This is a genomic window from Amycolatopsis sp. PSD-21, from assembly GCF_055561455.1.
The window spans coordinates 6,997,599-7,019,894 of the sequence record NZ_CM145712.1 but is presented as its reverse complement, the minus strand read 5'-3'; the positions used below and the strand labels follow the sequence as shown (position 1 = coordinate 7,019,894).

At 69.7% G+C, this 22,296-nt stretch carries 8 protein-coding genes; 6 read left to right on the top strand and 2 right to left on the bottom strand.

Annotation, left to right across the window (positions count from 1 at the left end):
• Positions 1–26 precede the first annotated feature (26 nt).
• Positions 27–4,001: a type VII secretion protein EccCa gene (eccCa, locus tag ACZ1DY_RS32840; RefSeq protein WP_465481960.1), complete on the bottom strand. Its 3,975-nt coding sequence runs from the start codon at positions 3,999–4,001 to the stop codon at positions 27–29.
• A 124-nt stretch (positions 4,002–4,125) separates the two neighbouring features.
• Between eccCa and ACZ1DY_RS32835 the strand changes: the two genes are divergently transcribed.
• Both ACZ1DY_RS32835 and ACZ1DY_RS32830 read left to right on the top strand, forming a co-directional pair.
• Complete coding sequence (locus tag ACZ1DY_RS32835) at positions 4,126–4,455, top strand: hypothetical protein (RefSeq protein WP_465481959.1); 330 nt, start codon at positions 4,126–4,128, stop codon at positions 4,453–4,455.
• A gap of 19 nt (positions 4,456–4,474) precedes the next feature.
• Complete coding sequence (locus ACZ1DY_RS32830) at positions 4,475–4,792, top strand: hypothetical protein (RefSeq protein WP_465481958.1); 318 nt, start codon at positions 4,475–4,477, stop codon at positions 4,790–4,792.
• A gap of 153 nt (positions 4,793–4,945) precedes the next feature.
• Here ACZ1DY_RS32830 and mycP read toward each other — a convergent pair whose 3' ends face one another.
• Positions 4,946–6,211 carry a type VII secretion-associated serine protease mycosin gene (gene mycP, locus ACZ1DY_RS32825; RefSeq protein WP_465485739.1) on the bottom strand — a complete coding sequence of 422 codons (1,266 nt, stop codon included), beginning with the start codon at positions 6,209–6,211 and terminating at the stop codon, positions 4,946–4,948.
• A 127-nt stretch (positions 6,212–6,338) separates the two neighbouring features.
• On the opposite strand from mycP, the gene ACZ1DY_RS32820 reads away from it, so the two are divergent.
• Genes ACZ1DY_RS32820 through ACZ1DY_RS32805 form a run of 4 tightly spaced genes read left to right on the top strand, consistent with a single transcriptional unit; the run spans position 6,339 to position 22,272 of the window.
• Entirely contained in the window at positions 6,339–6,698 is a 360-nt protein-coding gene (locus tag ACZ1DY_RS32820) for a YbaB/EbfC family nucleoid-associated protein (protein WP_465481957.1), read from the top strand.
• Positions 6,695–7,051, top strand: a complete 357-nt coding sequence (locus ACZ1DY_RS32815; protein ID WP_465481956.1) for a hypothetical protein — start codon at positions 6,695–6,697, stop codon at positions 7,049–7,051. Before ACZ1DY_RS32820 ends, ACZ1DY_RS32815 begins: the two co-directional genes overlap by 4 nt.
• 15 nt (positions 7,052–7,066) lie before the next feature.
• Positions 7,067–20,077 (top strand): toxin glutamine deamidase domain-containing protein, encoded by a 13,011-nt coding sequence (locus ACZ1DY_RS32810; protein WP_465481955.1) that lies wholly within the window; start codon positions 7,067–7,069, stop codon positions 20,075–20,077.
• Complete coding sequence (locus tag ACZ1DY_RS32805; protein WP_465481954.1) at positions 20,074–22,272, top strand: YrhB domain-containing protein; 2,199 nt, start codon at positions 20,074–20,076, stop codon at positions 22,270–22,272. Before ACZ1DY_RS32810 ends, ACZ1DY_RS32805 begins: the two co-directional genes overlap by 4 nt.
• Positions 22,273–22,296: the final 24 nt, after the last annotated feature.

Sequence of the window (22,296 nt, the reverse complement as noted above, 5' to 3'; positions counted from 1 at the left end):
GCCGCCGCGACAGGAACCGGCCAGAGCTAGTCCTCCGGCGGCAGCCAGGCCAACTGGACCAGACCCTTGCTCCCGCGCCGGTCGATCAGCCAGCCCCGGCCCGGCGGCAGCACCTGCGCCCGCATCCCGCCGAGCAACGGGCCTTCGTCCCGGTCACCCGACATCATCAGGCCGGGGGCGCCGACCTCCCTGACCCGGCCGAACAGCGGTTCGAAGATCCCTCGTCCCGCGCCACCAGTCCGGCGGGCGAGCACGAGGTGCAGACCTACGTCCGCCCCGTGCGCGACCAGGTTCAGCAGCGGCAGCAACGGATGTTCCTTGTGGGTGGCCACCATGTCGTAGTCGTCGACCAGGACGAAGATCTCCGGGCCCTGCCACCAATTGCGCGCCCGCAGCTCTTCGGGGGTGATGTCCGGGCCCGGTAGCCGTTTCTCGCAGATCCCGGCCAATTCGGTCAGCAGGCCACGGCTGTGCGTGTCGCCGGTGCCATAGGCGAGCAGGTGATCGTCCCCGACCTCGCCGAGCAGGCCGCGGCGGTGGTCGACGAGCACGATCTTGGCCTGTTCGGGGGTATAGGCGCGGGTGATCCGGCGTGCCAGCAGCCGCAGGAACGAGGTCTTGCCCGATTCGGTGTCGGCGAGGAGAAGGAAGTGCGGATCGGCGGTGAAGTCGAGCCGGAATGGGGAGAGATCCTTCTCGTGGATCCCGACGGCGAGGCCCGCCTCGGGACCGCTGATCTCGTCGGACTCGGGAAGTTCCTCATAACGCAGGACACCGGGCAGGAGACGGACCGACGGCGCGGGTTCACCAGGCCATCCTGTACGGACGGTCTCGACCAGTGCGGCGAGTCCGACGGCGAGATCATCCGCTTCCGCGTGGCCGTCGATACGCGGCAGGGCGATCAACATCTGGTGTCCCTGCATGGCGAGCCCCCGGCCCGGTGCACCGGACGGGACGCTCATCGCGGCACGGCGGTCGATGGCCGAGTCGATCGGGTCACCGATCTTGAGTTCGAGCCTGCTGGCGAACAGATCCCGCACGTTCATCCGCAGATCGAAAGAGCGGGTGCACGAAGCCACCACGTGCACGCCGAAGGACAGGCCACGGGCGATGATGTCGTTGACGGTCTCTTCCAGTTCGGGGAAGTCGTTCCGCAGCGTCAGCCAGCCGTCGACCACCAGGAACACGTCGCCGTGCGGGTCTTCGGAGAATCCGCCGCCTGCCCTGAGCCGCCGGTAGGTGGCGATCCCGTCGATCCGGTGCTCGGCGAACATCCGTTCCCGCTGGGCGAGCAGGGCGGCCACCTCGGCGATCGTGCGGCGGACCGCGCCGGTGTCGAGCCGCCCGGACACGCCGGAGACATGGGGCAGGCCACTGATCGAGGCGAGTGTGCCGCCGCCGAAGTCCAGGCAGTAGAACTGCACTTCACGCGGTGTGTGGGTGAGAGCGAGGCTCGTGATCAGCGTGCGCACGGCGGTGCTCTTGCCGGTCTGCGGCGCGCCGAGCACCATCAGATGGCCCGCGGCACCGGACAGATCGAGCGTCAGCAGGTCGCGGCGCTGCTCGAACGGCCGGTCGACGATCCCGAGCACCGGCCGCAATGCTCCGGCGAGCTCGGGTGGTCCGGCGGTCGCGCCCCGTCCCGGGTGGACGGTCAGGCCGGGCAGGAGCGCGTCGAGAGTGGGCGATTCGTCCAGCGGCGGCAGCCATACCTGGTGCGCCGGTGTGCCTCGACCCTCCAGCCGGTCGACGAGGATGTCGAGGAGCGTCTCGCCGACGGCCGTGTCCTGGTCCTCCGCCGGAGTGGCTTCCTCCGCCTCGTCGGAACCGACCTCCGGCGCGACATAGGCCGTCGTGTACTCGTGCAGTTCGAGCTGTTCACGTCCGGCCGACGGCACCGGGATCCCGCTGTCGCGCTGGTAGACGCCGGAGACGTAGGCGGCGCGGAACCGGTCCATCGGCTCGGTGCCGACCTTGAGGAAACCGTGCCCGGGAGCGCGGGGCAGGTGGAACGCGTCGGCCACCCCGAGCACCGCACGACTGTCCATTTCGGAAAAGGTCCGCAGTCCGACACGATAGGACAGATGGGCCTCCAGCCCGCGAAGCCGGCCTTCGTCGAGCCGCTGTGAGGCAAGGAGCAGGTGAACCCCCAGCGAGCGGCCGACTCGGCCGATCTGGACGAACATGTCGATGAAGTCGGGTTTGGCGGACAGCAATTCCGAGAACTCGTCGCAGATCACCAGCAGCGTAGGTACTTCGGGCAGTGGGGCACCCGCTGCCCGTGCCTTCTCGTAATCCCGCAGTGAGGAGAAGTTCCCCGCCGCACGCAACAGTTCCTGGCGGCGGATGAGCTCGCCGTTGATCGCGTCGGTCATCCGGTCCACCAGATGCAGCTCGTCGGCGAGGTTGGTGATCACGGCACTGGTGTGCGGAAGCGCGTCCAACCTGGCGAAAGTGGCGCCACCCTTGAAGTCGACGAGTGCGAAGTTCAACGAGTTCGGCGGGTGGGTGACGGCCAAGGCCAGAACGAGGGTGCGGAGCAGTTCGGACTTGCCGGAACCGGTCGCGCCGATCAGCAGGCCATGTGGGCCCATTCCCTCTTGGGCCGACTCCTTGAGGTCGATCTCGATCGGGGCACCGTCTTCCTGGATCCCGAGTTGAACCCGCAGCCGGTCGCGGTTCGGCCGGGGCAACCAGGTGTCGGCCGGGTCGAATTCGTAGGGGTCACCGAGCTGCAACAGTTCGGCGAGCCCCAGTTCCGACGTCAGCGTCGCCTCGCCACGCAGTCCCGCCGTCAGCCGAAGCGGGGCAAGCTGCCGGGCCAGCCCCTCCGCCGCGGCCGGCCCGAGCGAGTCGGCCTGTCCGAGCGGGGCTTCCCCGTCGATGGTTTCGCTGACCAGTCCGCCCTCGGCATCCACCGCGAGCACCACCGAGGTCCGGTCCAGCGCGCGCGGGGGCATCGTGGAGAGGTCGACCACCGTCACCCCTTCGACACCACCACCGGTCATCAGATGGTCGGAGCCCGCGATCGAACCGCCGTCGAGGACGACCACCACATGCGGGCCGGGAACCCGGACGTCCACCTCGGGGTCGAAGCGCGGACGCTTGACCAATTCCTCTTCAAGCATCGACTCGATCGCCTGGATGCCCGGCGCCACGAGGCGCAGCGGGCCTAGTGCGTCGGTGCGTTCAGGGTGCAATGCGTGCGGCAGCCATTTGACCCAGTCCCAATCGGCGAGCCGATCCTGCCCGGCGCAGACCGCGATGCGGAAGTCGTCCGGAGAGTGCAGGGTGACCAGCTGGGCCAGCATCGCGCGCAGGACGCCGAGTGACTTGGTGCGGTCACCACGGAGGAAGATCCGGCTGAAACCGTTGACCGCGATCGCGATCGGCAGCCTGTGCACCGTGGTGTACGTAGTGATGAACCGGCGCAAGGCCAGCGCCGACAGCGGTTCCAGCTCTTCGAGCGGTTTCGTGTCCGGCGCTACCAGGCCGAGCGAAGGCGTCTGCGGACCTCGGCCGATCCGGGCGACGCCGAAGTCCTGGTCGTTCTTCCTCCGCTCCCATAAGCGGTAACTCGAAGCCAGCGACCACAACGTGGCGGGATCCGGATGCAGGTACTCCATCGCCTCGCGCTGCCGCCGCACCGACCGGCGCAGCCGCAACCGGTGCTGGGACAGGTGGCGCAGGTACTTCCGCCGGGCGTAAGCCATCTCCCGCTTACTCGGCCCGCCACCCTGCAGGAAACCGGTGACGACCATGCCGAGCATGCCGACGCCCATCAGGCCGTAGATGACGAACCGGATCTGCCCGGTCATGCTGCCGGAGTACATCAACAGCATCGCCGCCATCATCGCCACCATCGGCAGCACCATGAAGATCTGCGTCCACTGCCGCGCGGGCGGCGGCGGGATCTCCGGCGGCGGCTGCAGGATCAGCTCGCCGGCAGGCATTTCCGGAGCGGGCCGACGGCTCGGCCGTTTCACCATGATTGTCGCCACGGTCCCGATCGTCCGCGAAAACGTGCTGCATCAGACGGCGTTGGCAGGAACTTGCCGCGGGCCGGGATACGGCGGCCAGGCGGCCTAGATTCCGGAGGACAAGGTACGGAAAGGAGAACCGGGCATGTCATATTGGGATTTGATCGACGACGACGTCACCGCGCTGCGTGCGCAAGCGGTGCGTCACCAAGACTTCGGCCAGGGCATGGCGGATGGTTCGACGCAGGTCGCGAAAGCGGTCGAGAACGGAGCCTCCGCGTGCAGCGGTGTTTTCGTTCCCGCCATGTGTGACGTGGACTCGTCGCGTCACGGGACGACCACTTTCAACGTCGGGGTGGCGACCGACACTTCGGACGCCATGTCGAAGGGTGGCGACGTCATCCTCGACCACGACTCGAGCGCGGCCGGGACGGTACAGAAATCAGTGGACTACAACCTCGCCGGCAGGTTGTGACTCGGAAGGGAGACAGGCAATGGGGATGAGTTCCGAGCGGGTCACCGCACACCGGGAAACCGGCGACATGATGGTGAACGCCATCAACTCCGACGCGACCGCCCAGATCGACAATGTCGCTCAGCAACGACAGGAGGTCGGCTTCCTGTACGACTCGGATGTCAAGTCCGGGTTCGGTCACGACCTGAACGAGCTGGTGCAGAGCAACATGGCGAAGGCGAACGAGACCTTCCAGACCCAGATCGGGCAGGCTCATGGCGTCCGCGGTGCGTTCGAGACCGTGCTGGACGCGCCCCGCGCGGCCGCCCAGTATCTCAGGGGGATCGGAGGGCTTTGACCACTGAGGACGAGAGGCCCCGGCGAGCTCTGCTCGGCGGGGCCTCTCGTCTCGTGGGTGGCAAGTGTCCTTACCTCCACCTGTACCGAACGGCCGGCTTCGCGTGACTGGATGGACGACTTGCGTGCCGCCCATCCAGTCGAACGAAATGGCTCACCGCTTGGTGAGCAGGAACATCTGCTCCGGTGGCTCGACAGTTGCGGGCTCGGCGGGCAGTGGCGCGGCCCGGCCGGGCCGCCAGCGACGTCGCCGGCCGCGCATCACGACGGCCACGCCGGCAGCGGACGCTACGATCGCGGCGATCGCGGCGGCGGTCAGCCATTTCGCGGCCGACCCGGTCTCCCTCAGCCGTTCGGCCCGGTCGAGGGCCGCCTGGTCGACCGGGCCCGGAGCATAGGCAGGCAGAGCCGCGGGTTTCTCCGGGGCGAGCCCGTCGGTCACCGCGCGGTAGGGGTCGGCGAGCCCCGCACCGTATGCGGGGCTCGCCCGGCCGCCCCGTGCCGGGTTCGCGGTCGCCTTCAGCCGCTGGATCACTTGCGCGGCGGACAATTCCGGCCACGCGGACCGCACCAGCGCTGCTGTCGCGGAGACGAACGGCGCGGCGAAACTGGTTCCGTCGACGTAGGCGTGGCCCGCCACGCGGGTTGTCGCGAGCACCTTCGCGCCCGGCGCCATGATCCCGACGTAGGGGCCGATCTGCGAAGCGGGCATCCGGGCACCGTCGATGTCCACCGCGCCCACTCCGAGCACGCCGGGGTAGCCGGCCGGATAGGACGGCAGCGCGGCGTTGGTGTCCCGCTGTGAGTTGCCCGCGGCGGCGACGACCACCGCGTCCTTCCAGACGGCGTACGCGACCGCGTCACGGATGACGGGGAAGTCGCTCAGCCCGGCCAGGGAAAGGTTGATCACCTTCGCGTTCTGGTCCGCCGCATACCGGATCCCGTTCGCCACCACCTGCGGGTCGACCCGCAGTGAGTCGCCTTGGTCGCTCAGGTCGCGGTCGGTGATCCGGACCGGGAGGATCTCCGCGTCCGGGGCGATGCCGTGGAAACCGATGCCCGGAACCGGATCGGCGGCGATGACACCGGCCACCCCGGTGCCGTGCGAGACACAGTCGAACGAACCCGGCAGTCCGCCCGGCAGGTAGAAATCCCTGCCCTGTCGTACCTTCCCCGGCCTGTTGAGCTGAGGGTGGTCGGCGTCGACCCCGGAGTCCACCACCGCCACCAGTACCCCGGCGCCGCGACTGCGCGGCCAGACCCGTTCCGGGGAGAGCAAATGCTGTGCCCAGGGTTCCGCCTGAACCTCCGCGTGCGCCGGCTCCGGATCACGGCAAGCGCCCGCGGGCGGTGCCGCATACGCCGGTGCCGCGACCATGCCGCAGTGAAGCGCGACCAACGCCGTCGCGGCGGCGAGCATCCGATGTCTTTTCACCCTGGCAATAGTCGGACGACGACCAGGGGGTCGGCGTCCGTTGGCCGCAACCTGCCACCCGCCCACGACAGTCGCGTGACGGCCACAGACTGAGCCGGAGACAGGAGGCATCGTGGAGAGGTACGACGACTACCGGCGAATGGCCGGGGAACTCCGTGCGGCCCAGGAGCGGATCGCGGCGCTGCGGGCCACCGCCGAATCCGATGACGGGCTGATCAGCGCGACGGCCGGTGGCTACGGCGAACTGGTCGAGCTGCGCTTGGATCCGCGTATCTACCGCGTTCCCGATTCCGCGGAGCTGGCCCGGGCCATCAAGGACACGATCCACCGCGCCGCCGAACGCGCCCAGGAGCAGTGCGCGGCGGTCGTCGCCGGACACCTGCCGGACAACCCCGAGGCCGGACCGGCCGATCTGCGGTTCGGGCCAGCTTTGCACGTCCTCGACCGGGAGATCGCGGGGGAGCGCCGATGACCTGGCTCAGCCTGAACGGTGGCGACGACGTCGCCGACATGGACCCGGACGCGACCGGTTCCTTCATGGGAAATCTGCGCGGCGCGTCCGCCGATCTCCGCGATGGCTGGACGCGCGACAACAACCGGATGGTCGCCGCCAACCAGGTCGGCCGCGGCCCGCTGGGTGAGGCGTTCACCAGCCTGCTCAAGAACAAAGAGGGGGAATTCGCGCCGGACAAGGCAAGGGCGGCCGCGGCGTCGGTCCCCGGCTTCTACGTCAAGGTCGCGGAACTCGGTGAACTGCTGGTGCCGGTCTATGTGGCCCATGACGCCGAGGCCGCCAGTGCCATCTGGTCGTCGGTCCGCGGCTGATCGGCGCTCGCGGTCATGGAGGACAAAGGCCCGCCGTCGGGTGATTTCTGGAACTTGATCCTTTCCGAAGGCGGCGAGTCCGCGGACTTCTACTACCCGCCGGACAGCGCGGTCCACGCGCACGAGAAGGCTGAGGCGTTCAAATCGGGCGCGAACCACGTGCGGCAGGCCGTGACGGCCACGAACGACATCGTGACCCGGCTGCACGGCACCGCGTGGCGCGACAGGGGCGGCGCGAGCATGCGCGACCTCGTCCAGAACAACAACAACGGCGAGAACGGCATCATTCAGATCGCCACCGGCCTGGATTCGATCGGCGGTGCGTACGAGTCCTACGCGAACCTTCTCGTCGACATCAAGAACAAGATCCACGACACCTACGACCGCAACCACCTGATCTACATCGCGCTGGGCTGCAATCTGCCGGGAGTGAGGGGTTACTATCGGCGGAAGCTGGCGGAGGGGGTGGCCAAGGACCTCGCCGACATGATCCGCGAGACCGCGCACAACATGCTGAATCCGCCGGGCGAGGTGGACACGACACCGCACGACGGGTTCTTCGGCGGCCTCTGGGACTCGGCGGTGGTCCAACTCGAAGCGCTCGCCGGGCTGGCCGGTTTCGGCGAAGACGGCTTTTCCCTCTACACCGCCCAGCAGGCATGGGGAAACCTCGGCATGCTGGTCGGCGGCGCGGTGCTGTACGGCCTCGACCCGAAGCTGGGCGAGTTCGTCGACGACAAGCTGTTCAAGGGCGTGCTCGGTGACACGCTCACGGAATTCGGCAAGAACTTCATCGCCTATGACGAGTGGAAAACCGACTGGAAGCACGCCCTGGGGTACACCACCGGCAACGTCGTCGGTCTGCTCGGAACCCGTGGCGTCGGCGCCGGGATCACTCGTGGCGCACGCGCACTGGGGAAAGGGGCGAGGGCGGCCGATCTCACCGGCTTCCCCAAGGGGCTCCACAAGGTCGGTGACGTGGTCCGCGAGGCCAACCTCACCGGGGTGGCGAAATACGGTCTGGGCAAGGCGGCCGATGTCGTCGACGGTTACCGGAATTCCCGCCGGGGAGACGATGGCGCGCCCGTTGCCCCGCGCGTCAAGGAATCCTCGCCCGCACCGCGGCCGGAGGATCCGGGACCGACCGGGACGCGCCCGGCGGGTGATCCGGGCGGGAACCCGCCGCCCGGTCCCAGACAACCCGCTGATCCGCCGGGCGGAACCCGTGTGGAACCACACGGGCGAGGACCGGACGGCCCTGGGAACCAGCATCCCGGTGGCGAGCGGACTCCGACCGTTCCGGACCGGGAAGGCACTCCTGTGCACCGGCCGGAACAACCGGTCCAGCATCCTTCCGAGCCGGCGACCCGGAAACCGCCCGAGGTGGACACGCCACAGAGGGAAGTGCAGGGAAGCCGGTCCGCGCCTCACGTGCCGGAGGAGTTCCAGCGCTCGCCGGGCGGCACCGTTCCCGAACACGGTCCGGAGCGCGGGGCGCCGGCTGCGGACGTGGCGAAGAACGAAGGTCTGTCCCCCAGCTCGCGAGGTGCGGAGAACACGGCGCCGTCCATGAACGGCCGGGGCGAGGGCGCTCCGGCCCCGATGTCACGCGAGGTGTTCAGCCACACCGATGTCATGAACGCGACGCGAGGATCGGAACCGGTGATGCACCGGGTGGTGGAGCGGGATCTGCTGGATTCCGCCCGTCCCGGCGCACAGCGGGCCGTCGATTCCTGGTTCGGCAAGGAGGGCGGAGCGGGCGGGGCCCCGCATCGTGGGGACACACCTCCGCCGGGACCGCCGCCCGGAGCGGACAAACCGGCCAGGGCCGAACCGTGGGCCGAAGCGGCGAAGCAACGGCAGGACCTGCGGAACATCCGGGAACAGATCGACGCGGCGGGCCGTGAGGAACGGGCAGCCGAGGCGTCGCGTGCCGGTGAGGCCGAGAAGCCGGGCGGCCGGACGACCGAACCGGCGCCCACGCGCGAGATCAGCGCCGTCGAACGGGCTCGCTGGGAGCAGACCTGGGCCCACTTGGACGAGGTGCGCCCTCGGCTCGACGAGTTGCGTGAGCGGCACGGAGGTCTGCCGGGCGAGGCTTCGGAGTCCCTCAAGTTGATGGACAAGCTGCTGATGGGCGGGCTCACCGAGGCCGCGAACAAGGCCGGCTGGGACGCTCTCGGGGCGCGGATGCGAGAAGGAACCGGTCCGGCCGCGGCGGTGCACGGCGCCGAGTCGTTGGGCCGCCGCTTCGACGGGATGTGGCGCGACCTGGAGGGGCTCAAGAAAGAGCTGGACGGGTTGCTGGAGAAGGCGCCCGCACCGGGCGCACGACCCGAGGTACCCATCGGGCCAAGAGAAAGCGTTGCGCCGGAACGTGGACCGTCATCCAGGACTTCCGAGCCGCCGAGCCGAACCGCCGCCGAGCCTGCCGGGCAACCTCGTGGTGGCGGGCCGCCGGTGTTGTCCCCGCCACGGGAGCCTGCCGGGTTGGCGGATGCCCCGGCCAAGGCGGGCGCGCTGGATCTGGCCAGGGCAGAGCGGCTGATGAAGGCGGACATCGAAGCCGCCTTGAAGCATCCGGGTGAGCCGGTGCCCTCACGTCCGGTCAACGCGGCGGAACGTGCCCGGTGGGAGAAAGTGTCGGCCCAGTTCGACGAGGTGCGTCCTCGCCTGGACGAGTTGCGGGACAGGCACGGTGGGCTGCCGAAGGAGGCTTCGGAGTCCGTTCGGCTGCTGGACGACATGATGTTCGGCGGCCCGGGCAAAGAGGCCGAAGCACTCGCGGGCTGGCGGTCACTGGGCGAGTGGGTCAAAGGGGAAACGCGGTCCGCGCACGGCGTCGAATCCTCGGGCAAGCGGTTCGACGAGGTGTGGTCCGACCTGAAGGGGGTCAAAGCCGAACTCGACGGATTACTGGAGAAGGCACCTCCTCCGGGGACACGGGCGGAGGGACCGATCGCTCCGAGGGAAAGCGCCGTAGCGGAACGGAGCCCGGCGCACAGATCCGTCGACGCGCCGGCTCCGGAACCGGCCGGACGGCCTCGTGACGACGGGCCGCCGGTGCTGTCTCCGGCCCGAGAGGTCCGGGATCCGTTCGGAATCGTGGATGCCGTCAACAAGGCCACCGCGCTCGAGCGAGCGGCCGCTGAACGGATCATCAAGGAACAGATAGCCGCCGCCGAGGCTCCGCGTGCCGTCGAGGCGAAGCCTGAAGAGGCTGTTCCTCATCGCCCGCTCAGTGAGGGCGAACGCGTTCGATGGGAGTCCGCGCGGACGACGTTGGACGAGATGAAACCCCGCTTCGGCGAGCTGCGGGAAAAATGGGGCGAGCTGCCGAAAGCGGCGTCGGATTCCCTGCGTTTGCTGGACGAGTGGTCGGGTGGCGGGCTGACGGAGGCTGCGCGCGAGACCGGCCGGCATTCCCTCGTGGACTGGGTTCGAAACGAGGGGAAGCCCGCGGAAGCCGGGTCGCTGCGGAAGCGGTTCGACGAGCTGTGGCCCAACCTGGACGGCCTGAAGGCCGAACTGAACGGCTTGCTGGAAAAGGGTCCCGCGCCGGTCAACGGCCCGCGAGCCGAGGGCGTGTCCCGGCTGAGTGTCGTCGGTCCCGAACACGGTTTGCCGCGCGCCGTCGGCGACGGCGTCGTCCCGCCCGTGGCGCGGGGCCTCCAGGATTCGCCAGGGCTGAGGGGAGAGACCAAACCGGACCGGCCCCTGGTCGGCTTGCCCTCGAACACGGGCGAAGTGAAGGTCAGCCCAGCGGAGAAACTCGATCTCTTGGGATCGATGGTGCACGACTTCCGGGCAGGGCGGATCGACCCGTCGTCGGGCCCTTTCCTCCGGGCCTTGACGGATCAGCTCGGTGCGTGGCTGGACCAGCGGGCCGTGGGACAGCTCGACGTCGGGCCGCCGACCAGAGCCGTGCACGACGAGATCGTGCAGTCACGGAACCGGCTGGTCGCGATGGCGGCCGAACTGCGCGGCGCGCCGCACGTGGAGCCCATACCCGCGAGCCACGGCGGCCGGCCCGGGACGCTGTCCTCCCACCTTCGCGAGGCGCGGGCCGCGCTGGAGGAGCTGAAGACGGGCACGCTGAAGTTCTTGCACGACAACCGTGCCCGGTTCGACACGGACCTGCCCGCGCCTTGGTCGGCGGAGGCGCTGGCTCACCTCATCGACGAGGAGCGCGGACGCTCCTCCGTAACCGAGCCGCGAACGGCGCACCCGTTGCCGGACAAGGCGATCATCACGAAACCCGACGGCACCATCGAGCCGGTACGGGAAAGTCCGGTGCCTCTTTCGCCGCCGGAGCGAGGAGCGCGGCCGGTGCCCGGCTGGACCGAGGTGCCGGCGGTCGGCCGTCCCGTGCCTCCCGACGTCGGCAGGCCGGTGGGGCCGTCACCAGGCGACCCCGAGATATGGGTGCCCGGCGAGCCCGCGCCCCCAGGGCCCGGCTTTCCGGAACCGCCGTCCACGAACCCGGTCCGGCCGGAACCTGAAACCAGCCCGCTGCCAGGCGCTCCGAAAGAACCGGTTCGGCCACCCGAGCGGTCCCCGGAGATGGCCCCGCCCGAAACCGAGACCCCCGTCCGGCCGCTCACTCCGTTCGGTCCCGCGCGCCCGGATCCGGAAGACCCGGCGCGGCCGTTGGAGATCCAGCCGTTGCCCGGTTTCGTCGGCGACCGGCCGGGGGAACCCAGCGACCGGCCACCGGCCCCGGTCCGGCCGCTGACGCCGGGTGGACGCGAACGCCCTGGCCCGGAGATCCGCACCGACGTCCCGATCGAGCTCCGCGATCCCGAAGTCCCGCCGGAATTGTCCGCACCGGACCCGGACGTGAGCGGCCGTCCGCCGTCCGCCGCGCCCGACCCCCGGTGGCCATTCCCGGCGCCGTCACGCGCGGCGTCCGACCCGGACCCCCCGGTCGAGCCCGTCGACGAAGCACGGGAGGCCCATCTCGACAAGGTGGCGCTCGGGCTGGAGCCCGGCCGGGATCTCACCTCCGACGAGGTCGCGAAGCTGGCGGCGCGGGACGTCCAGTCTCCGGAGCTGCCGGTTCTTCGCCGCGCGCTCGGCGACTTCCTGGACAGGCTCCGGAATTCGTTCCCCGACGACTATGCCGCGATCTTCGCGGATCTCGCGAACGACAAGTACCCGATGGAGGAAAGGATCCTCCTCGCGGGCAGGTTCCTGGATCTCGTGGCGCCGAAAAGGCCCGGTTCGCATCCGCCGGACGAGCTTCCGAGACAGGTCGAAGAGGCCGCACCGAAGGCCCTCGCCCGATTGGACCGAGAGGTCGCCGATGGCCTGCTTTCAGGCGAGGAAGCCCAGCGACGGGCGGAATCGTGGGCGGGTTTCGTCACGCGGGCCGCCGAGCTGCGGAAGGCGATCGCCGCTGCGGAAAGCACGGGGGAGGTACGGCCCCTGCTGGACGAGCTCCGTGCCTTCAGCGAGTCTTTACGTGCGTATGCCAGGGAACACGCGGATTCCGCGGTCCCCGCGTGGGTGGAGGTCATCGGCTTCGATCTCCTGGATCCGCACCGCATGCGGTTCCTGCAGCCGTCGGTGACGGCGAGCGGCCGATTCGACGCCGTGACACGTGCGATCGTCCTGCACTGGCTCGAAACGATCTTCGGCAGGCCGGGAGCCGATTTCGTGCAGCGCATGCTGGACAACGTGGTGCCGTGGGACGAGGAGTTCATCGAAAATCACCCTAGGCGACCGGAGATCCTGGACGCGCTCGCGGAGGCGGGTGAACTGCCCCGCCACGGGGTCGCCCTCCCAGAGTTGGGGCTGGGCCTTGTCCTGCCGCGGATCGGCATGGGTGAGTTCCTCACCACCCTGCTGCACGAGTTCGCCGTCCACCTGCTGCAAGAGCCGAAACCCGCCGCGTCGCCCGGAAACGCCGCCGCGGCGTGGCGCGATGCCCTGCTCCATGCCTCCCACGAGTTCCAGGGCCGAAGCGGCGAATTGCTGGCCGTCGAGGCGTTGCGAGCCGCCGCGGAAACCTCTGTCGTTCCTCGGCAGCTTCGTGGCGAGGTCGTTCCCATCGGCCTGAGGATTCCGCCGGGCGACTGGGATTCCCACTGGATGAAGCGTGTCGTCGATCTCGAGTTCGGTGACCTCCCCGAAGCCCGCCGGGCGACCCTGCTGGAGCAGCTGCGATCCATCGGATTCGATCACGAAAGCGACATCGCCCAGATCCGCCAAGCCGTCACCGACGACGGGCATCCGCCGATCCTGACCCCGGCGATCCAGGCGTTCAAAGCCGATCCCGCGGCGTTCACGGCCAAGTATCCGCCGCCGCCGGTCGGAGGGTACGGCGGCCCGGTGCACGTGCCGTGGTCGGACCCCATGATCGACGGACCCGGTCGTGGGCACGGCCTTCCCTTCGAGCAGGACCCTCGGCGGCCGCGACACCCGCAACGGCAGGCACCGCATCCTCCGCGGCGCGGAGCACCTGTCGCGGAACCGTCGACCCCGGCCGGCCTGCCGGCCGAGCTGAAGCCACTGTGGACGGTGCTGGGAGCCGAAGAACAACGGGCTCTGGCGGATCTCACCGCCGAAGTGGGCCCCAAGGCCGGGCTTCCCGTGCTGAAGAACTTCACCACGTTGCTGGCAAGGAAGAACGGCTTTCCGGAGGAAGCCGGCGCGGCCCTCGCCCATTGGCTGGCGCGGGTCGCACCGCCGACCGGCCTGCCCGCCGAATGGGTCCTGGTATGGCACGCGCTTCCGGGTGCCGCACAGGAGGCGTTCTCCACGTTGATCGCGGCCGTCGGGGCCGCCGCGGCGACCGCCGAGCTGGCCGACCGGATCGCGGGCCTGACCACGAGCGAAGGGGGGATCCTCGAACAGATCTTGGACCTGCAGGGACATCCGGAGCGGTTCGCCCTGCTCGGCAGGCAACTGACCGACTCGGTCGTCCCCTTGTCGGCGGGCGTGCCGACGGCGGTTTGGTCGGTGCTGACCGATGTCGAGCGGAGCGCGCTCACCGATATCGGTCGCGTGGACGGTTTGAACGCTGTCGGGACACTGGCCGCTTTGACCGCGGCCGTGGCACGGCACGACAAACCTCCGGCCGTCGGCGAACTGCCCGCGATGCTGACGTCGTTCCCGCCGCGGACGCGCCGGGAACTCACGGGCCTGTTGACCGGCTTCCTCGCCCCTGGCGCGGCGGAACCTCGGCCGGTCGCGCCGGCTCCACCGCCCGCGATCTCCGCTCCGGTACCCATCGAGGCGGGCAAGCCGGTCACCGGGAAGACGATCCCCGCGGCGGCCGAACAAGCGTTGTGGCGTGTGCTCCCCGAAGCGGTGAAGGCCGCCGGAATGACCATCGTCGGCCAGTACCCCAGGTCGGTCCTGCTCGCGGATCCGGACGGCCGCAGGTTCAGCGTCGTCCTCGACGGTGCCGCCGACCTCGGTGACGCGACCGGCCAGTGGTCGATTCCCCTGCGCTACTCGGGGAACGACCCGATGGGCACCATCAGGATCACGGCGTCGAGCCGGATGCCGCCCGACCTCGCGCTCCGCGTGGTGGTGCACGGTCTCGTCGCCGGGTACGAGAGCTTGAGGGGCGACCGCGCCGCCGACCCCGGTGCGCGGTTCCTGAGCCCGGACGGGAATCTGGACGCGTCACCGGAACCGACCCCCGCGGACCGGGGTTATCTGGCCCAGCTCGCCGTTCTGGACCGCGCGCTCGATGGCGCCAGGTGGAATCCGCCGAAGCGTCTCCGCCTGCGCAACGAAATCCGTGAAGTGCTGGCGAAGCTCGGACTCGAGCCGAAGCAGGCGAACAGCGGGTACCGCCAGGCGGCGCTGGAGAACGATCCGGTCAGGTCGGTGGTCACGCGCCATCTCCCCTCGACGGTGAGGAGCGACTATCCGCTGACCGGGACCCATGTCGCCACTGGTCTCGTCACCGGATTCCTGCCCTCCGGCAGCGCGGCGGCGGTGTTCGCGGCGTCGGGCTCGCCGGCCAGCGGTATCGCCTGGGGCGTCTTCGGCCTGGTCAACGCCGTCTACAACGGGTTCCTCGCCCGTGAGTGGGAGATCAAGAAGGACGAGCAGATCGCCGAGGCGCGCAAATACGACGCCAAGGCGCGCGAGATCGACGCCGCCGCGGCACCCGCCGAACGGGTGCGTTCGTTGCTGGAGATCCTGGGCTGGGCACCCGAAGACGGTCCCGGCCCGGCGCCGGGCAAGCCGATGAACGAGCAGACGATGGGGCCGAGGCCCGATCTCGCCCAGTCTCTCGGCAAGCACGGTGCCCGGTTCAGCGTCCCGCCGTTGGCGTCACTCGCGGCCGGGACCGCGGCCGCCGCTCCGTTCGAACTCTGGGGTAGCGGGATCGGGCTGGCGTCCTGGCTCAGTCTCCTCGTGTACGCGGCGGGTGCCGCGGTCTGGCTGCCCTTCGCCGAACGCATGCGCACGCGGGCCCAGAAGGGAGAGGAACTCAAGGAGATCGACAAGCGGGCCAGGGGACTGGACAAGGTCGAGGCGGCCGTCTACGCCGCCATGGGGCAACGACTCGGTCTGCAGCGGCCGCCCGAACCGGGCGAACTGCCCGACCCGCGCGAGCGTCAGCTGTCCGTGCCCGAGTTGAGCGTCGTGGCCAATCTGCCGGACTTCGTCCCGTACTTGAGTGAGATCCTGCGACGAGGACTACGGCCGACCGCGGCGGGCACGTTCGTCAACTCCGCACCGTCGCCACAGGTGCCGGCATCGGCCCTGCCGTCGACGTCGGTACAGGCGTCGACGCTGTTTCAGGTACTGGCCACCTACGGGGACGGGAAGAGCCTGCACCGGATCTCCGTGCCGCCTGCCCCGGCGGTGGCGCAGGCCCAGGAGCTGACCCTGTTCCAGGCGTTGGCCGCCCACTGGGACGGGGAGAGTCTGTACCGGAATTCCGCGCAGGCCTACGACTTGACGCTGTTCCAGGCGCTGGCCGCCTACGGGATCGGGAAGAGCCTGCTCATGTTGCCGATCGCGATCTGGCAGTTGAATCAGCTGGATCAGCGCGAGCTCGGGTACACAGTGGACAGAAGGTTCTTCGACGAGCGGGACATCCGCCGGCTGATGAGGCCGGACGTGCTCGCGGAGCGAATGGAGTTGCTCGACCGCGTCGAGAAGCGGGTCAACCCGCCGAAAACTGGCCTGCTGCGACGGCTGCGTGAGGCGATTCCCTTCCTCGGACGACCCCGGCCGGAGCCGGTGCGCCCCGCTGTCCCCGTCGATCCCGCCACCGAGACACGGCCCGGATTCGCCCCACTCGCCGAGTTCATGAAGGTCTACACGAGGATTTCGGTCGGCGGCGCCGGGGTGACCGTCGGGTTCGTGGAGTTGTTCGGTGTCAGCCATTCGCTGGCGGTGGCGGCGCTGGTGTCGGGCCTGTCCGGCCCGCTGATCGGCTGGCGCAAGTGGTGGCATCGGAAGCACGAGCTGGAACTCGGCGACAAGAACATCGCCGAGACCAATCAGGGAAAGGCGGCCGAGCGTGCCGCGGTGGAGAAGGCCGCGTCGGCGTTCTCCGACTCCCAGGTGATCATGTCCGCCGCGACGGTGGCGGCCGAGCTGGAGCGGCCCGGCCGGCAGGGCGCGCGCCAAGCCGTGCCGGCGAGGGCGGCTGTTCCGGAGTTCACCTCGACCAGGATCAAGGCGCGCGAGTATCCCTACGGTGACTGGGCGAGCGCCTATCAAGACGCTCTGCGGGAGCTGAGGCCTTCGCTCGACGCGGAGGCGGCCAGGCTGGATCCGGATCACCCCAGCCGTGACTGGGGTGATCACCGGACGCTCGGCGAGCGACGGGTGGCGATCGGGAAACTCGTCGCTCTCGCCGACCGGGCGGCCCGGTACCTCGGCGACTATTACCGTACGGGGAAGGGGCTGCCGGTCTGGGAGGCGAACGCCGATCTGGCCAACGCCATCGACCAGTACAACTGGCTGAATTCGCCGGAGTGGCCGAAGGCCCTGGACCCGGCGCCGGACGCCCCCCGCCGTCCCGGTGACGACCCCGAGCTGAAACAGGCCGAGGAAGCCGCCGTCAGGCATCTCCAGTACCGCGATCCACCGATCCGGAGGAACTCGATCGACCACTGGGGAGGGTGGCAGGGCTCGCCCGAACAAGGGCGAGGACGTCCGGGCGACGGCGGCCGGGCCTACGGCGCCGGGGACGGTCGCTATATCGACCCGTTGATAGGCAGCACCGAACTGCACACCCTGCCGGCGATCCACGCCGGTGTCCCGAGCGCGGGAAAATACGGCATCGCGCGGTACATCCGGGAACACCACCCAGAACTGCCTCGCACGAACCCGAACTACCACGCTCCCGGTGCGTACCTGGACGGCTACTGGACCAACTGCACCCGCGACGTCGTCTATTACGTGCGGAGGCTGCGCGGCGAGGACGTGACGGCTCCGCCTCTCAGCCCCGAGGACTCTGTGGTCCTGGGCACTCTGGAGTACATCTCGGAGCGGCTCGGGGGGATCTGGGAGCACGATCACGGTACGAGTTACGACAGTGTCATCGGCGCGATGATGGACCGGCCGCCCGGCGCGATGGCCGTGCTGGCCATGGAGTACCGCGGAAAGAAGAACGAGATCAAGCGGCATGTGGCGCTGGTGGCCAACGACGAGGGCCGGATCGTGTTCCTCGACCCGCAGGACGGCTGGTTGCTGAGCCTGCCGGAGAACCTGATCAAGCTCGACCTGCTGCCCTTCACCGATGCGGATCTGCCTCCCGTGGGTGTGCCGAAGGGCGCCCAGCCGCCGAGAGGAGATCTTCACCTGCCGGAGCCGCGACTCTCCCCGGAGCCGGAACCCCTGCCCGAGCCTCGGGTCGTCGTGGTTTCGCCGGAGGGAACCGCCCAGTTCCGCTCACTTCTCGATTTGGGGAGGGAACAGGGATACAACGGCAAGGACGACGTGTCGCTCGGCTCGGCCGAGGTCGAAGCGGTCCACGCGCGGGAAGCGGGCCACGCCGCCTACCGGGAGGTCGGGAACCCGACGGCACCCGTGCCGCACCAGGACTCCGCGTTGTTCCGGACGACAGCCCGGAACGCGCTGCCCGCGATGCACGCGAAGACCGTGATCGGCCGTTGGGCGGCGGCCGCGTCCTACCTGCGTGCGCGGCATCCCCAGCTTCCCGCGACCAATCCTCACTACTACGCACCCGACGCCCTCGACGACGGATACCTGACCAACTGCACCCGTGCCGTCGTCTGCTACGTGCGGCGTTTGCGTGGCGAGGACGTGACGGCGCCGCCGGTGCCGTTGGACCGGCTGCTGGAGATGTCCAGCCTGGAGTACATTTCCGAGCGGCTCGGCGGGACCTGGGACCACGGTCACGGCACCAGTTTCGACAGCGTCGTCGCCGCGATGACGGACCGGCCCGTCGGAGCGCTGGCCGTCATCCACGTGACCTCCACCGAACGCGGCGGATCGGTCCGCGACCATGTGGCGCTGGTGAGCCGGGACGCGAACGGTGTCGTTTTCCTGGATCCGCACAACGGCTGGCTGATGCGCTTGCCGAAGCGAGTGACCGGAATCGGCCTGCTGACCTTCACCGACGCCGAACTGCCGCCGCGCGGCCGCGCCGCCATCCTCACGGAGGCGGTCGCCGAAGTCGCGCGGCGTGGGGCCGAGGACATCTTGAGCGAGAGCGTGCTGGCACCCCGTCCCGGTCCGATCGACCTGACCGACGCGCAGTGGACCTCGGTCCGGACGGTGCGTGGAGGCATCGTGTCGTTCCCGGACAGTCCGCCCGTGCAGTCAGTCCCCGCGTCACCCGAAGACCACGACCGGCTCGGCGACTTCGCCGATTGGCTGGCGACGGCCGCCGGTGGCGCCGCCGGCCGTCGCGACGACGCGTCGGAGCCCCCCGACACCGCGACCGCGTTCGTGGCCTTTGACAAGGTTTCCTGGGCTTATCAGGCCTTGGACGTCGTCCGGGAGCGGCTGGGTACCGAACCGATGGAGATCGTGAGCCTCGACGACCGGTTCGTCCGGCCGCGCCACGACGGCTACCGCGATCTCCGGTTGGTTCTGCGGATGCCGAGCGGCCACCTGGCCGAACTCCAGTTGCGGCTGAAGGCCATCGAGGAGGTGTTGGAGACCGCGCGGGTGCTCGACGAAACCGTCGGCACGCTGATCGGCCGGGACGAAGACCGGACGCGGCCGCTGTCCCGCGACCAGGAGGCCCTGGAGGTGACGATCCTGCGGCGGCAGGCCGAATTGTTCGACGAGGCGACGAAGCGAGGCCTTCCCTCACCTCCGCCGCCGGAGCCGGAAACCTTCGGGGACGCGGCCGAGGCCGCCATGATGGCGGCCGAACCGCTGGACTGCGTCGAGTTCGGCGACGGCCGCCAGAGTGCCAACGCCACCTATCACCTGACCTACGCCGACCATCCGCGAACGATCTACAAACCGGCCTCGGGCGAGACCCGCGCGCTGGGAGGGCATCTTCCCTTGGAAGGGCAGGGATATCGTGAGGTCGCCCTGTACCGGTTGGCGCGAGCCGTCGGCTCGGACGCCGTCCCGCCGACCGCGTACATCGACGGGCCGCTGGGACCCGGCTCCGCCCAGGTGTGGCGGGAAGACACCGGCCCCGCGCTGGAGGTGGCGGCCTATCCGCGCGAACAGCAACAGTTGATCGCGTTCCTGGACTACGTCGCGGCCAGCTTGGACAGAAGCGCGAGTGACTGCTTGACCGGCCCCGGCGGGGAAGCGATCGTGATCGACAACGGCCAGTCCTTCCCGGACTACGCCGACCCGCTGATCGGGATCAGGTCCGGCTTCGTTGCCGCCTGGTTCGACGTACCGTTCGACGCGGAAGTGCTCGCGGCGGTCCGGATGATCGACCCGGCCTGGCTGGTTCGGATGCTCCTCGCGACCGGCATCGGTGAAGAGGGAGCCGAAGCCGCACGCGAACGGCTGGAAGAGATCCAGCGGCTGGGCAGGATCGCGGGGCAGACGTGGCCCGCCCGCATCTGGGACCACGAGTGGAAACTGGTGAGGGAGTTCAAGTGACGAAGACGGCGGGAGGACTGATCATGCGGGCTTCCGAGGCGATCGCCAGGGTCGAACAGTGGCTGAGGGTGGGGAATCCGGTCGATTTGACCCGCGGGAAGCACGCGGTGCGGGTCGACCATGAAAACCTGGTGCGGATCCCGGAGGGCTGGTTCGTGCCCTACGACGCGGTTCGAGCGCTGGATGGCGGCGAGCGGCTCGCCGCCCTCGTGCCCAAACCCGCGTTGATCGTGCGCGAGGACGGGAGCCTGCGCCATCCGGATCCCGGCCCCGACGGCACCGGACCGAGTATCGCGGTCACCGTCGCCGGTCAGGAGGACTGGCAGGAGATCGTGGAACCCGAGTTCGCGCGAAGCGGGGTGGCCCATCTGGGCGTCCCGGCCGGCGCTGTCATGGCGTGGCGCAACCGCGGCCCCCAGGGTGGTGAGATCCGGGTCAACCCGCATTACCGGCTCGGTCCCGAACGACTCGGTCACCCGGCCATGGACACCACCGCGGAGCACCTGCTCGGCTGCCTGGAGACGGGCCGGTTCGACCGGCCCCGCTACCTGGCCGGCCTGCTGACCGCGGAGCTCTACTGCCCTGTCGACCACCGGACCGAGCGGCCTCTTGCCTCGCTGTGGCAAGAGAATCCGCGAACGATGACAGTGTTCAGTTCCCGCAGGCGGCTGCCGCCGGGCACCTCGAAATGGGTGCGGGCGGACGTGCTGTCGTTCGCCGCGGAGTTTCCCGGGACCGGGTTGTCGATCAATCCGGGCTCGTTCCCGTCCGACGTGGTCACCGAACGCGAACTCACGCGAACCCGTGAGGAGTGGCCGAATTTCCGGGCGGTCGTCCGGGTCGTGGAGGTTTCCCCCGAGTATTCCAGGGAAGTCGCGGAGACGGCGGAAGAGATCCAGGCGGAACTCGGGCTCACCGAACCCGTCTCCGGGCTTCCGGAAGCGGCGGCCAAGGCCAGGGCCGCGGGGTTCGAATTGTCCACTGAGGACTGCAAGAGGTTCGTCCGTGGCCGGGCATGGGAACAGCGCAACCGGGTGGCGCCCGCCGGCGTGGACTCACCGGACGACGATGTCTCCGGTCAGCGGTGGCCGTCCGACCTGCGGGCCAACGGCCTGGTCGCGGGATACGACGCGGCCGGGCGGATTCGGCCGCACGCGGCGACGTCCGGCAAGTTCTTCCGCCAGGACGCCGACAGCGCGGGATACGCCTGGCATCGTGTCGCGGGCGCGTTCGCCGGATTCGCGCTTGGGGAGTCGCTGGGTTCGGCGGTGGACACTCTGAGCCTGCCGGAGATCCGCGCGCGATTCGGCGAGGACGGCGTCCTCGAACCGACCGGGGCCATCGGCCCGCTGACCCGGCGACTGCTGTTCCACACCGAGGGTTTGATGCGGGGGCTGCCCGCCCGGTTCGGCGGCGCGGCCCCCGGCGGGCTGATGGCGCTGGGCGCGCTGTCCGAGCAGCGACGGCTAGACGCCCAGCGGGGAGAGCGCGACGGCTGGCTCTCCTGTGTCCCCGAGCTGTGCGTGCCGGGAGAAGACGCGCCGTCGACCGGGGACGACGTCGCCTTTCTCGTGCCGGGAATGGTCGCGGCCCTCTGCGGTGGCGGGCCCGAATCCGACGCGGACACCGCGGTGCGAGTGGGCCGCCTGCTGGCGGCGGGTGGAGGCGCCGACGGCCCCACCGCAGAAGCCGCTGGGGCGGTCGCCGCGTTGTTCGGCCGGTTGTTCCGGCACGGGGAGCCGGCGCCGCCGCACACTGTGCTCCGGGAGATCGTCGAGAGGGGCTCCGTCCGCGGCCCGGTGACGGACGCGCTGGCCAACGCGGTGCGCGCGCGGACGGAACTGGTCCGCACCGATCCCGAAGAGCTCGACGCCGCGGGCAGGGGAGACACCGCCATCGGCGCGCTTGGCCGGGCCATGATCGCGGTGACGCGCCGGTTCTTCGACCCCCAGTGGACGATGCAGGCCGCTGTCGACCATTCCGGGCGTAGCTCGATCACCGGGGCGATCGCCGGCGCGGTGATCGGCGCGAGGGTCGGGATCCCCGGCCTGCCGTCCGGCTGGCTCGACCGGCTCGACCTGGCCGACCTGGTGGAAACCGTCGCCGAGGACGCGTTTTGGCACTTCTCGGCGCAGCCGCCATCGGAGGACCGGCGCTATGCCGCGGAATGGGCCCGGCGATACCCGCGTAATTAGACCGCTGGCGTGCAAGTCAGGTTC